The sequence below is a fragment of the Marinobacter lipolyticus SM19 genome, from assembly GCF_000397065.2.
Taxonomy (GTDB): Bacteria; Pseudomonadota; Gammaproteobacteria; order Pseudomonadales; family Oleiphilaceae; genus Marinobacter; species Marinobacter lipolyticus.
Genome location: NZ_KE007329.1, coordinates 102,722 through 115,672 on the forward strand (window position 1 = coordinate 102,722; position 12,951 = coordinate 115,672).

Genomic DNA, 12,951 nt, shown 5'->3' on the forward strand with positions numbered 1-12,951 from the left:
ATCAATAGCCATCTGCGAGACTGATCGCTATTAACCGACCAGCGTCCCGATCGCCTTGTTGAGGCGGGCTGCCAACTGACTGTCAAGCGCGTCCTCTGGTTGTTGTGTACACCAGTTTGCCACCAGCGATTCCAGTTGTTTGTTCTTATTCGTATCCGTACCGCCTGAGTTCCCCATCCCATCAGCCAGGCGCTGGACCTGAATCTCCATTCGCCGCCCCTGATCCGAGTCCGGAGAGGGAGAACCAGTAAGAATTTCGGCACGAATGACCAACTCCCCGGCATCCATGGCGTCGGACTCGCTGGCGAGCGACTGCCATGAATCCGGAAGGTCGGCGGTGTTCAGATTTCCGTCAAGTCGGGCCTGCACATGGGCCTGCCAGGATTGCACTTCGCCCCTGACCTTCAGGGTTTCCAGCATCTGGGTTAATCGGCGCTTGTCTTGTGCTATACGTTCCCGGACCTGTGGCGAAACGGCATCCTGTGCGAGAGTTTTGAGGTTGCCAAGGGCATTTTCAATAGTACTGCTATCAGGCTTATCACTGTCCAGGGCCTGGCTCGTGGCAAGCACAGCTTCCGCTCGTTCGTCAGCTTCCCGGGTGGCCTCCTGCTGTTCAGACTTCCGGGCATCGCGACGCGCGAAGATTTCGTCACAGGCTTTGCGAAAGGCCTGCCACAGTTTGCGGTCTTCCCGGTGTCTGGTGATGCCAATTTGCTGCCATTCGGTTTGCAGTGACTTGGCCAGATTCATTGCTTCGGTCAGGGGTTCGTGGCTGATCAGGGCATTGGCACGCTCGACAATGTCCTGCTTCAAAGCTTCGTTCTTCTGGCGCTCGGTATCCAGGGGGGATTCCAGCTTTTTCAGCAGGCCATCAAATCGTTTCTGAACCGGACGATTATCACGAAACTCAATGGGCCACGCTGCTTTCCACTCCTGACGTGCAGTTTGGTGGATGCGCTCTGCAGATTTCCAGTCGATGGTGGACCAATCAGCATTGTTGAGGAAGGACTCCAGTTCCTCGCAGATTGCCTTTCGTTTCTCCAGGTTGGCCTGCTTGAGACCGGATTTTGCTGAGAAATAAGCCTTGCAGGGTTCGTAAGCCTTGTCCGACGCAGCCTTGAAGCGGCTCCAAAGTGCACGGTCAGACGAACCACCCAGTTCCCGCCATTCATTCTGAAGTTCATGGATTCGCTCGGCCTTGGCTTCCGGCTCCATTGGCTGGGTCGCCAGATATTCCATCTGTTCGCACAGGGCTATCTGTTTGGGTTGGGTCGCAAAGCCCTGCCAATCTGTCAGTTCCCTGAGTTGCCCGCCCAGTAACTGTATACGTGACTGCATTGGTTTGCTGTGTCGGTGGTCCAGATCCTTCAGTTGATGCTGGGCATGCTTGAACAACTGTTTGGACTCCTTGAGCTGTTTGGCTTCAAGCGCTGCATCGAGTTTTTCCAGGGTGGCTTTCAGAGCCTCGGCCTGTTGCTTCTGTTCCTCGCTGTCGGGTTTTTGGGGTGCGTTTGCCTTCGCAGTGCCCGCTACCTTATAGGCTGCCGCCAGCTGCGTTGGCCGACCGAATTCCGCAGGCCATTCGATGGCCTTGATCAGCTCCTTTGCGGTACGTTGCACGTTTTCGTCCCCGGGCTGCCCCTCTGTGATGGCGGCCAGCTCTCCCTTGTACTGGGCAAGCCGTTTCAGCGCTGCAATATAGTTACGCAGGGGCTGCATCCGGTTCTCGTAGGTTTTCTGTTCGTGCTTCTCTACTGCTGTTTCCCGGGTGGCTTCCAACCAGCGATTTTCCTGGGTCTTCTGCAATGCATCCAGCGATGCAAGGGAGGGTGCCTCATCCGGTGATTGTTGCCGGAGCTCATCCAGTGTTGTTTGTAGCAACTCAAGAGTTTCCGAACGTTGCTTCTGTTGTTCCTGCTGGCGGATTGCCTGTTCCGCTTCAGATTTCAGTTGTTCAACCCTTTCCCGGCAACGGCGAACCGATTCCAGGAACTCGGTGGTCTGGTCTGTTGAGGCTTCCTGTTCAACCTCCGACCACTGTTTCAGCAGGGTATCCAGGCGCGCCTCGTACAGCTTGGTGTCTTCGCTGCGGGCCTGATCGCCAGCCTGGACCACCAGCGTATGGATGCGTTCCCGGGTTTTCTGTTGTTGCTCTTCCTGGCTGCGGATATCCTGCAAGGTCTGGCGAACCAGTTGGTACACAGTTTTATCGCGGCCTTTGGCTTCTTTCTGCACTCGCTGCAAGCGGGATTTGTCAGTAATCTGTCTGGCCGCTTCGCTTCGGATGTCGGCGGTTAAGCCACTGATCGCCAGCTGTTCCAGCCGTTCACCACTGGGGGTGTTCGCCAATTGCTGCAGTTGTTCCGCGCGCTGTTCTTTTCTGGGGTCCACTTCCGGGGTGTCTGCTTTGGGTGAGGGGACGGTTTTTGCCGTACCCGGTGTCGCTCCGGATTTGCCGGTGGATTTACGATTCTTGAACAGTTTCTGGATGAATGCAGCCATCAGGGTATCCTTGAATATTGAAACCAGTTCCCGGTGTGGGGCACAGTGTGCCGGCACCGACCATCGGCATCCCAAAGCAGGGGCCGGAGAAGTCAGCGGACTGCGAGAATAATCGGCAGCCGCTTTTGTAAGTGGGCTAGTCTAGCGTTTTGTTTGTGTTTGCGGGAAGGGTCAGGATGGCAAAACAGGAAAATCCGGATGATCAGGAATACAAAGCCCGTTCGGTCGCGTTGCGCCTGTTGGCCCGGCGAGAGCATAGCAGGGCGGAGCTCAGCCTGAAGTTGCGGCAGCGGAAGATTGAAAACGGCGTCATCGAACGAGTACTGGATGACTATGAAGCAGAAGGATGGCTTGACGATGATCGTTTTGCCGATGTCTACGCCCGCCAACGGATGGACCTTGGATACGGTCCGTTGCGTATCCAGGCTGAGCTTCAGCAGCGGGGCGTCCATCGTACGCCGGACTGCGTAGATGAAAGAGATGACAATGACTGGTCAGAGATGGCCATCCGGTTACGGGTAAAGCGTTTTGGCGGCACGAATATACATGACGACTGGGAGGAGAAGGCAAGGCAGGCGCGGTTCCTGACCCGTCGTGGGTTTGCCGCTGATCATATCGACGCGGCGCTTGATTTTGTCGATCCCGAAGACGGACTGTTTTGATGGCCCGGCTGTTACAATGTGGGCGGAATCATTCCCAGTTCCCGTGGTAACATCGCCCGCATGTCTCCTTCGGGCTTCGCCTCTGCTCGGCCTTCGTTATCTTCCGCGCCTTCCAGATCAACAAACCAGGGTTCTTCCTGAGTGGGCCGCTCTTCCGCGGGCTCGGTCATCCAGGCCAGTACATCGTAGTATCGACGGATATTCTGCACGTAAATGACCGGCTCGTGTCCACGGGCGTATCCGTATCGGGTCTTGGAATACCATTCTTTCTGGGCCAGCAGCGGCAGGAATTCCTTGACGTCCAGCCAGCGGTCCGGATTTCTGCCTGCGTCCTCTGTCAGTCTCCTGGCATCCTCCAGATGACCAAATCCTACATTATAGGAAGCCAGCGCAAACCACGTCCGGTCTGGCTCCGGAATGCGCTCTGGGATCTGGCGGTGAACCAGGGTGAAGTATTTTGCGCCTCCCTGAATGCTTTCCTCTGGATCCAGGCGGTTGCTGACGCCAATCTGGCCTGCGGTGCTTTGGGTTAGCATCATCAGCCCCCGCACTCCAGTGGGTGAAACCGCGTTTGGGCGCCAATGGGACTCCTGATAACCAATTGCCGCCAGTAGACGCCAATCCAGGCCATAGTCAGCGGCGTAACTGCGGAACAGGGTCTCATACTTGGGCAGTCGATTATTGACATGATGAACAAAGGTGCGGGCACCCACGTAGTTGAGACGGTCGAGATGACCATAAAACCGCTCGGCGAGCTGGGCGAGTGTGCCGTTATCCCGAAGTTTCTCGAAGAATTCCCGGGCGGCCAACGCCAGGGAGTCATCCTGCTCTGCGGGGAATAGCCAGGCCAACTCCTCGGGTTCTCCCAGCGAAAATGATTCTTTTACTTGCGGGAAGTAAACGTGGTTGAGGTCCAGTTCGTTTGACGACACAACGGCTGTGGAAAACTCGCCGGATTCAACCCGTGCCAGGATGCCGGCTGCGTCCAGCGATGTATGAACCTGCCACTGGAGATCGGGGTACTGTTCCTGAAGCTTCTCCAAGCGGTGTTCGTGATTGCTGTCGGCAACCAGGTGCAGTGTGACGCCGGCAAGATCCTCCACGTTCTCCGGGCGGGCGGTGTCACGACGGTAGATAACCACGGACTCTGCCAGTATGCCGGTAGGTAGTGTGTGGTATTTTTCGGCCAGTTCGGGGCGATTTGATAAGCCAGCCAAGCCAATGTGAGCGAAGTTGCGATCGAGCACGGAGAGAATGTCAGTGTTGTTCTCGACCACGCGGACCCTGAGCTCGACGCCGAGTTCCTTTGCAAGTCGCTTGGCGAGTTCGTAGTCATAGCCGGTAATGCCGTCCCGGCCCTCGAAATAGATGGAAGGGGCCGTTCGGGTAATGATATGAAGTACGCCTTCCGAGCGGATCTCCTGAAGCGTGGTCGGCCTGGAACATCCGCTTGAAATGATCACGAGGATAGAAGGCAATAGCCAGCGTAGAGCGTAGCTGGCGAAATACAGTCTGAGTTTTGACAAATCCCTGGTCTCCCCTGGAACTGCTGCAGGACCCTGAGTGTACGACGAACCCGTGCTTACCCGATCATTGATCGGTGCGGATTGATCCGAGTACTACCTGATGGTGGCGTCCGATGCCACAAGACCATGATCCCCGGTCCGCTTGGGATGGTCAATAAACGTGACCAATTTTTATGCAAAACAATGTCAATTGTACATGGCCGTAATTACACCTGTGGCGCTGTATCCCTGCCACGCTTTCAAGTATCATGGCGGCCTTTCAGATGGCCGGGTGCCTACTGCCAGTTCTGGCAGGTGCCCTGACTTCCCAGTTTCGCGCGATACAGGTTTCGATCATGCTTGAACTTCGCGGCGCTCCAGCGCTTTCGCCTTTCCGCTCCAGCAAATTGCACGCTCGCCTCCAGGACATTGTGCCGGAAGTTGAGCACGTCTATGCCGAGTTCATGCACTTCACCGATCTGGAGTTCGAGCTTTCCGAGCCCGAACAGGCGATTCTGGATCGATTGCTGACCTACGGCCCCAGTGTCCCGGTCGAAGATCCGGAAGGGGTCCTGTTTCTGGTTGTTCCACGTCCTGGCACGTTGTCACCCTGGTCGAGCAAGGCAACGGATATAGCGCGAAACTGTGGCCTGCGTCAGATTCGACGCATTGAGCGGGGTATTGCCTATTATGTCCGGGCCAATCGCAAACTGAATCTGGACCAGCGTGAGAAAATTGCCTCCCTTCTGCATGATCGGATGACCCAGAAGGTATTCCATGAGATGGGTGGAGCGGAGCTGTTGTTCAGCCATGAGGAGCCCCGATTGCTGAATCGCGTTCCGGTGCTGGCCGGTGGCCGCGAGGCTCTGGTCGAAGCCAATCAGTCCCTGGGGCTGGCGCTGGCTGAAGATGAAATCGACTACCTGGTGAAATCGTTTACGGAACTGGAGCGTGATCCCACGGATGTAGAGCTCATGATGTTCGCCCAGGCGAACTCTGAACACTGTCGCCACAAGATTTTTAACGCATCCTGGGATATTGACGGGGAAGGGCAGGAAAAATCCCTGTTCGCGATGATTCGCAATACCTATGAGATGAATAGTGAGGGTGTGCTGTCTGCCTATAAGGATAATGCGTCTGTTATACGTGGCAGCCGTGGTGGCCGTTTCTTCCCGGACCCTGAAACCGGCGTTTACGGGTACAACGAAGAAGACATCCACATCCTGATGAAGGTGGAAACCCATAACCACCCCACGGCCATTGCCCCAGCTGCCGGTGCTGCAACTGGCTCCGGTGGTGAAATCCGGGATGAGGGTGCAACCGGGCGCGGTTCCAAGCCGAAAGCCGGGCTGGCGGGCTTCACGGTCTCAAACCTGAATATCCCTGGCGATCCCCAGCCCTGGGAGATCGGTTACGGCAAGCCGGATCGCATAGCCTCACCATTGGACATCATGATCGAAGGGCCCATTGGCGGCGCCGCGTTCAACAACGAATTCGGCCGACCAAACCTGGCGGGCTATTTCCGCACCTTCGAAGAAAAAGTGCCAGGCGCGGCTGGTGAGGAAGTCCGGGGTTACCACAAGCCGATCATGATTGCCGGTGGCCTGGGCAATATTCGTGGCGAGCATGTGGAGAAAGGCCATATTCCGGTTGGTGCCAAACTGATCGTTCTTGGTGGTCCGTCCATGTTGATTGGTCTCGGTGGCGGGGCCGCATCTTCCATGGATTCCGGTGCCAGTAACGAAAACCTGGATTTCGCCTCGGTTCAGCGTGATAACCCCGAAATGGAGCGTCGTTGCCAGGAAGTGATTGACCGCTGCTGGCAGATGGGTGAGAACAACCCCATTGCCTTTATTCACGACGTCGGTGCGGGTGGTCTGTCCAACGCCATGCCGGAGCTGGTGAAGGATGGCGGCCGGGGCGGCAAGTTCGAGTTGCGAGAAATTCCCAGCGATGAGCAGGGTATGTCTCCGCTCGAGATCTGGTGTAACGAATCCCAGGAGCGGTACGTCATGGCCGTTGCTGCTGAGAACCTGGAGCAGTTTGACGCGTTGTGCCGTCGCGAACGTTGCCCGTACGCGGTCATCGGTGAAGCTACGGAATCCCATCATCTGGAACTGGGTGATTCCTATTTCGATGACAAGCCGGTTGACCTTCCCATGGAGGTGTTGTTCGGCAAGCCGCCTCGCATGCACCGCAGTGTTTCCCGGTCCTCGTTTACCAAGCCAATCTTTGATTCTTCAAAGATTGACCTGAGCGATGCCATCAAGCGGGTGCTGAGATTGCCGTCCGTGGGCTCAAAGAGCTTCCTGATCACCATCGGCGATCGCACCATCACAGGTCTGGTGGCTCGCGATCAGATGGTGGGCCCCTGGCAGGTACCGGTCAGTGATGTGGCCGTGACGGCCAGCTCCTTCGATGTCCGCACCGGCGAAGCCATGGCAATGGGCGAAAGAACTCCTGTGGCGGTGATTGATGCTCCGGCCTCCGGTCGCATGGCTGTAGGTGAGGTGATCACAAACCTTGCGGCTGCATCGATTGCGAATCTGTCAGATATTCGCTTGTCAGCGAACTGGATGGCTGCTGCAGGTCATCCGGGTGAGGACGAGAACCTGTACGAAACCGTTCGTGCTGTGGGTATGGAGTTGTGTCCCGAGCTGGGTATTACCATTCCGGTTGGTAAGGACTCCATGTCCATGAAAACCGTCTGGGATGAGGACAGTGGTGAGCAGAAGAGTGTGACGTCCCCACTGTCGCTGATTATTAGTGGGTTTGCGCCAGTAACAGACGTTGCACGGACGCTGACGCCTCAGCTGATATCTGATGCCGGCGAGACTGATCTGATTCTGATTGACCTGGCAGCCGGCCAGAATCGTCTTGGTGGTTCGGCTCTGGCGCAGGTCTATCGTCAGGTAGGCGCCGTTGCACCGGATCTGGACGACCCTGAAGATATCAAGGCGTTTTTCGCCGTGATCCAGGGCCTCAACAGCGACAATAAACTGTTGGCCTATCACGATCGTTCCGATGGCGGTCTGTTCGTGACGCTCGCGGAAATGAGCTTTGCGGGTCACACCGGCATCGACATCAAGCTGGATGGACTGGCTGAGGAGGCCTCCCAGTTTGCCCGGGAGCTTTTCAACGAAGAGCTCGGAGCGGTTATTCAGGTACGTCGCGAAGACACCGATTTTGTCCTGCAGCAGTTCTCCGGAGCCGGTCTTGGCGACCATACCTCGGTGATTGGCTCTCTGAGGGAGGACGATCGTGTCCGCTTTACCTTTGAAGGCGTATCAGTGGTCGATGAAGACCGGACTGACTTGCAGCGACTGTGGGCGGAAACAAGCTATCGTGTTCAGTCTCTGCGTGATAATGCCGAGTGTGCCCAGGAGGAGTTCGACAACCTGCTGGATCGGGAAGATCCGGGGCTCAGTGTCGATCTCAGTTACGATATCAATGAAGACATCACGGCTCCGTTTGTAAACACCGGTGCCCGGCCAAAAGTCGCCGTGCTCAGGGAGCAGGGCGTTAATGGTCAGGTTGAAATGGCGGCGGCCTTCGACCGGGCCGGATTCGAGTCCGTGGATGTTCATATGAGTGATCTGCTATCTGGTCGCATTTCGCTGGAAGGCTTCAACAGTCTTGTGGCGTGCGGAGGCTTCTCATACGGTGATGTACTGGGAGCAGGCGAAGGCTGGGCCAAGTCGATTTTGTTCAGCGATCGGGTCCGGGACCAGTTTGCTGCGTTTTTCAATCGTCAGGACACCCTGGCGCTGGGCGTCTGTAACGGTTGTCAGATGCTCTCCAATCTCCATGAGTTGATTCCCGGCAGTGAGGGTTGGCCGCGCTTTGTACGTAACCAGTCCGAGCAGTTTGAAGCGCGCCTGGTGATGGCAGAGGTCTTGCCTTCACCGTCAGCGTTTATGGAAGGTATGGCAGGGTCGAGGATGCCCATTGCGGTTGCCCATGGCGAGGGGCGAGTTGAGTTCAGTGGTGCTGACTCCGCTGCAGCACTGGAGGAGAGCGAGCTGGTAGCCCTGAGGTATGTGGATAATCGCGCCCAGGCAACCGAGCGCTACCCCTATAACCCTAACGGTTCCGAAGCGGGTATTACCGGTGTGACTACGCGTGATGGCAGGGTTACGATCATGATGCCTCACCCTGAACGGGTGTTCCGGGCAGTTCAGCATTCCTGGCGCCCCGGTGAGTGGCAGGAAGATGGGCCTTGGATACGGATGTTCCGCAATGCTCGTCGCTGGTTCGGCTGATCACACTGGTTAAACCGGAACCGGCCTGAGGGGTTGCAACATGCAAGTCCTCAGGCCGGTTTTTTTGTGTCTGAAAGACTCAAGTCTGTGCATAATTCAAGAGGAATTTCTCCTGAAAATGGAATTTTTTCTCTTGACTCGTTACTTTTATGCACATTGTTGGTGCCAGGCTGTGCGTTCCATGAACAATTATCTGATTTTTGGTTCAACTTTTACTCGACTTTAATAAATTATTGAAAAATAAGGAATTATGTCATTAGGTGAATTTGTCGCCAATTTAACGAAAGTGCAGTAATCACGGGGGGTGGAAGCATGTACCCAAAAACTTTCCCCAGAGTTATCCACAGATTCTGTGGGTAAGTGGGTAAATGCTTAATCTGTACAAAAAATATCCGGCGCTGGTCGGCTGGATGTGCTGTTTCGAGGAGTGAAGGCCATGTACAAGTTGTGTTATTTCGTACCGGAAACACACCTGGAGCAAACCAAAGCCGCGTTGTTTGAAGCCGGGGCCGGGCGCATAGGTGATTATGATTGTTGTGCCTGGCAATGCCGCGGACAAGGGCAGTTCCGTCCCTTGGATGGCAGTCAGCCGTTTCTCGGTCAGCAGGGTGAGTTGGAAGTGGTGGATGAGTACAAGGTAGAGCTGGTGTGTAAAGACGAGCTCATTAGTGAGGCGCTGGAAGCGTTCAAAAAGGCGCACCCTTATGAAGAGCCCGCCTACGAAGTCTACAGAATGGAAGTTATGTAGCAGGCTTACTTGCGGTCTTTGATCGAGTAGCGGATGTCGCTGACATGCACCTGGAAGGATTCGCTTCTCAGATCTTCCAGGTACAACTCCAGGGTTTTCCGGACCGTCGGAAATGAAATCTCGTCCCAGGGAATATCGTCAAGATCAAACAGCTGGGTTTCAAGGGATTCTTCCCCGGCCCCAAAGGTGCCATCAATCAGCGTCGCACGATAGAACATGTGTACCTGATTGATATGAGGAACATCGATAATAGTGTAGAGGCCATCGATGTTGACCTCGGCCAGCGCCTCCTCGCGGGTTTCCCGGGCGGCGGCTTCGATAGTGGTTTCCGCATTTTCCATGAAACCGGCCGGCAGGGTCCAGTAGCCGTAGCGAGGTTCAATGGCGCGCCGACACAGCAGAATGCGGCCTTCCCAAACGGGAACCGTGCCCGCAACGATGCGGGGATTCTGGTAGTGTATGGTTTCGCAGCTCACGCACACATAACGGTGGCGGTTATCGCCCTGGGGAATTCGTTGCTCAACAGGATGGCCGCATGTGCTGCAGTATTTCATGGGTTTCACCGTATACTTATATTAAATGTTTGGTAGCAAGTTTAACGATCTGTGCTGCCGCTGTCTCATTCAATAGTCAGTCGTAAACGGAGCAGGGTTTTGCACGATCTCCTTAAAGAACGACTTGCCGGATATGCGCCTCGCCAGTTGGCGCTGGATTACCCGGAAGCCGGAATTCTTGTGCCGATCACGGACGATATCCGTAATCCGGAAATGGTGTTTACGCTACGCTCGGCGAACCTGAATACACATCGTGGACAGGTGGCGTTCCCCGGTGGGAAGCGGGATGTTACGGATCCCTCCCTGGTAGCGACTGCGCTCAGGGAAACGCATGAAGAGATCGGTTTGCCGCCCGACCAGGTGCGGGTAGTTGCCCCCCTCAGCCAGGTGATGTCACGTTATGGCATACTCGTCACGCCTTACGTTGGTGTTATTCCCGGAGATCATCCATTAAGCGCCAATCCCCACGAAATTGAGAGTATCTTCCGTGTCCCACTGGAATTTTTCCTGGAGGACAGGCGGGAACGTACGGATGCCCTCGACTTTCTGAATCATACTTTTTATGTTCCATGCTACCGATGGGAGCGCTACGAGATCTGGGGGTTGTCGGCCGTGGTCCTGGTCGATTTCCTGAATGCCGTATACGACGTCGGTATTGATCTTCTTGAACCGCCCGCTCCCAAAACTTCCCGCACAGGAGGCTGATATGTTTTATTCGCTGGGCGACCGCAGGCCCGAACTACAGGGCAAGGGGCAATATGTCGCCGACAACGCAACGGTCATTGGCAGTGTCAGGTTGATGGACAGGGCCAGTGTCTGGTTCAACGTGGTGATCCGTGGGGACAATGATCTGATCACGATTGGTCCGGAGTCCAATGTCCAGGATGGCTCGGTACTTCATACCGACCCGGATATCCCTCTGACGCTGGGACGAGGGGTCACCGTTGGTCACAAGGCAATGCTTCACGGGTGTGACATTGGTGATTATTCGCTGATTGGTATTAATGCCGTGATTCTTAACGGTGCAAAGATTGGCAAGCATTGCCTGATCGGAGCCAACACTCTGATACCCGAAGGTATGGAAATTCCTGATGGCTCCATGGTTGTAGGTTCGCCTGGCAAGATCAAGCGGGAGCTGAATGACAACCAGAAAAAAATGCTGGAGCTCAGCGCCCTCCATTATGTCCAGAATGCCGAACGCTATCTTGGGCAGCTGACACCGTATGAGCCGGAATAATGAAGGTGGCTGATAAAGTGCGTTCCCCTTGTGTGAGCGTCTGCGCCCTGGATGCCAGCGATGTCTGCATCGGATGCCACCGCACCGGTGACGAGATCATGCGCTGGACCCGTATGACCAATGATGAGCGCCGTGAAGTTCTTACAAAAGTCGCCAAGCGTGAAGAGAAAGTTGCGCTGTAATTCTTGAAGCTACAGGAACCCTGAACGATGTCTGAAACCGTGCGCGTTGGTACGCCGCTTAAATCAAATGCCTTTAAAGTTCTGTTCTGTGGCTCAGGAGAGCTCGGGAAGGAAGTCGTCATCGAGCTCCAGCGCCTTGGCGTCGAGGTGATTGCACTTGATCGCTACGCCAACGCGCCGGCGATGCAGGTGGCTCATCGCAGTCATGTGGTGGATATGTTGGACGGCCAGGCGCTCCGCGCGATTATTGAGCAGGAACGACCGAATCTGATTGTTCCGGAGATCGAAGCGATAGCAACACCGGAGTTGGTTGCGTTGGAAAAAGAGGGGTATCGGGTTGTCCCGACGGCCCGGGCTGTCAATCTCACCATGAATAGAGAAGGGATCCGCCGGCTTGCTGCAGAAGAGTTGGGGCTGCCTACTTCTCCGTACCGGTTTGCAGAGGCCTGGGAAGACTACCTGGCGGCGGTGCGGGAAATCGGCCTGCCTCTGGTGGTGAAGCCGGTAATGAGTTCCTCTGGCAAAGGGCAAAGTACGGTCAAAGCGGAAAGCGATATAGAGGCGGCCTGGGAGTATGCACAAACCGGCGGCAGAGCAGGGAAGGGGCGAGTGATTATTGAAGGCTTCGTGGATTTTGATTACGAAATCACTATGCTGACGGTCAAACACCGGGACGGTATCTCCTTCTGTGACCCGATCGGTCACCGTCAGGAGGACGGCGATTACCGGGAATCCTGGCAACCGCAAGTCATGAATGAAAAGGCCTTGGCCCGTTCAAAGGAGATAGCCGAAGCTGTCGCGGGGAATCTGGGCGGTTATGGCGTTTATGGGGTTGAGCTCTTCATAAAGGGAGAGGACGTATGGTTTTCTGAAGTGTCGCCTCGCCCCCATGACACCGGGCTGGTGACACTGGTTTCCCAGGATCTGTCCGAGTTTGCACTTCACGCCCGTGCGATCCTGGGGTTGCCAGTACCGGCAATTCGTCAGCTGGGCCCGTCCGCCTCAGCCGTGATCCTTCCGGAAGGGGACTCTTCCGAAGTGTCTTATTCCGGTCTTGAAAATGCACTGGCTCAGCCCGATACTCAAATAAGGCTGTTCGGTAAGCCGGAACTGAAAGGGCGCCGCCGAATGGGTGTGGCGCTTGCGAACGCCGAATCCCTTGAAGAGGCCAGGGCAAAGGCAGCCCGCTCTGCAGCCGCGGTAAAGGTGGATATCTGATCGCTTTTTGCGGTTGTTCAAAAAAGTTTTGAACAAACCGTTGACACCTCGCCTGAGCTCTGTAGAATGCGCATCTCTTTC

The 12,951-nt window shown here is 55.6% G+C and carries 10 protein-coding genes; 7 read left to right on the forward strand and 3 right to left on the reverse strand.

The features are described 5' to 3' along the window. Positions 1-30 precede the first annotated feature (30 nt). The gene (locus MARLIPOL_RS17380; RefSeq protein WP_012139646.1) at positions 31-2,502 is read right to left on the reverse strand and encodes a DUF349 domain-containing protein; all 2,472 of its coding nucleotides are present in this window, start codon (positions 2,500-2,502) and stop codon (positions 31-33) included. Between the two features lie 176 nt (positions 2,503-2,678). On the opposite strand from MARLIPOL_RS17380, the gene MARLIPOL_RS17385 reads away from it, so the two are divergent. Further along, on the forward strand, positions 2,679-3,164 hold the full coding sequence (locus tag MARLIPOL_RS17385) for a regulatory protein RecX (protein WP_012139647.1): 486 nt from the start codon (positions 2,679-2,681) through the stop codon (positions 3,162-3,164). Between the two features lie 11 nt (positions 3,165-3,175). Here MARLIPOL_RS17385 and mltF read toward each other — a convergent pair whose 3' ends face one another. Beyond that, positions 3,176-4,690 (reverse strand): membrane-bound lytic murein transglycosylase MltF, encoded by a 1,515-nt coding sequence (gene mltF, locus MARLIPOL_RS17390; RefSeq protein ID WP_012139648.1) that lies wholly within the window; start codon positions 4,688-4,690, stop codon positions 3,176-3,178. 335 nt (positions 4,691-5,025) lie between these two features. On the opposite strand from mltF, the gene purL reads away from it, so the two are divergent. After that, a complete protein-coding gene (gene purL / locus MARLIPOL_RS17395) occupies positions 5,026-8,931 on the forward strand; it encodes a phosphoribosylformylglycinamidine synthase (RefSeq protein ID WP_012139649.1) in 3,906 nt (1,301 codons plus the stop codon). A 436-nt stretch (positions 8,932-9,367) separates the two neighbouring features. Next, positions 9,368-9,679 (forward strand): Nif3-like dinuclear metal center hexameric protein, encoded by a 312-nt coding sequence (locus tag MARLIPOL_RS17400; protein WP_012139650.1) that lies wholly within the window; start codon positions 9,368-9,370, stop codon positions 9,677-9,679. 5 nt (positions 9,680-9,684) lie between these two features. Here MARLIPOL_RS17400 and MARLIPOL_RS17405 read toward each other — a convergent pair whose 3' ends face one another. Continuing rightward, positions 9,685-10,233, reverse strand: a complete 549-nt coding sequence (locus tag MARLIPOL_RS17405) for an NUDIX hydrolase (protein WP_012139651.1) — start codon at positions 10,231-10,233, stop codon at positions 9,685-9,687. Positions 10,234-10,332: 99 nt separating this feature from the next. Here MARLIPOL_RS17405 and MARLIPOL_RS17410 point away from each other — a divergent pair, with 99 nt between their 5' ends. The 4 genes from MARLIPOL_RS17410 to purT are packed head-to-tail and all read left to right on the forward strand — an operon-like array spanning position 10,333 to position 12,870. Next, positions 10,333-10,938 (forward strand): NUDIX hydrolase, encoded by a 606-nt coding sequence (locus MARLIPOL_RS17410; protein ID WP_012139653.1) that lies wholly within the window; start codon positions 10,333-10,335, stop codon positions 10,936-10,938. A gap of 1 nt (position 10,939) precedes the next feature. Continuing rightward, positions 10,940-11,470: a gamma carbonic anhydrase family protein gene (locus MARLIPOL_RS17415; RefSeq protein WP_012139654.1), complete on the forward strand. Its 531-nt coding sequence runs from the start codon at positions 10,940-10,942 to the stop codon at positions 11,468-11,470. Further along, entirely contained in the window at positions 11,470-11,652 is a 183-nt protein-coding gene (locus MARLIPOL_RS17420) for a DUF1289 domain-containing protein (RefSeq protein WP_012139655.1), read from the forward strand. Before MARLIPOL_RS17415 ends, MARLIPOL_RS17420 begins: the two co-directional genes overlap by 1 nt. 27 nt (positions 11,653-11,679) lie before the next feature. Continuing rightward, a complete protein-coding gene (purT, locus tag MARLIPOL_RS17425; protein WP_012139657.1) occupies positions 11,680-12,870 on the forward strand; it encodes a formate-dependent phosphoribosylglycinamide formyltransferase in 1,191 nt (396 codons plus the stop codon). Positions 12,871-12,951: the final 81 nt, after the last annotated feature.

Excerpts from the sequence above, each read along its gene's own strand:
- MARLIPOL_RS17380 (WP_012139646.1), bottom strand. The coding sequence starts at position 2,502 with ATGGCTGCATTCATCCAGAAACTGTTCAAGAATCGTAAATCCACCGGC.
- MARLIPOL_RS17385 (WP_012139647.1), top strand. The coding sequence starts at position 2,679 with ATGGCAAAACAGGAAAATCCGGATGATCAGGAATACAAAGCCCGTTCG.
- purL (WP_012139649.1), top strand. The coding sequence starts at position 5,026 with ATGCTTGAACTTCGCGGCGCTCCAGCGCTTTCGCCTTTCCGCTCCAGC.
- MARLIPOL_RS17400 (WP_012139650.1), top strand. The coding sequence starts at position 9,368 with ATGTACAAGTTGTGTTATTTCGTACCGGAAACACACCTGGAGCAAACC.
- MARLIPOL_RS17405 (WP_012139651.1), bottom strand. The coding sequence starts at position 10,233 with ATGAAATACTGCAGCACATGCGGCCATCCTGTTGAGCAACGAATTCCC.
- MARLIPOL_RS17415 (WP_012139654.1), top strand. The coding sequence starts at position 10,940 with ATGTTTTATTCGCTGGGCGACCGCAGGCCCGAACTACAGGGCAAGGGG.
- MARLIPOL_RS17420 (WP_012139655.1), top strand. The coding sequence starts at position 11,470 with ATGAAGGTGGCTGATAAAGTGCGTTCCCCTTGTGTGAGCGTCTGCGCC.
- purT (WP_012139657.1), top strand. The coding sequence starts at position 11,680 with ATGTCTGAAACCGTGCGCGTTGGTACGCCGCTTAAATCAAATGCCTTT.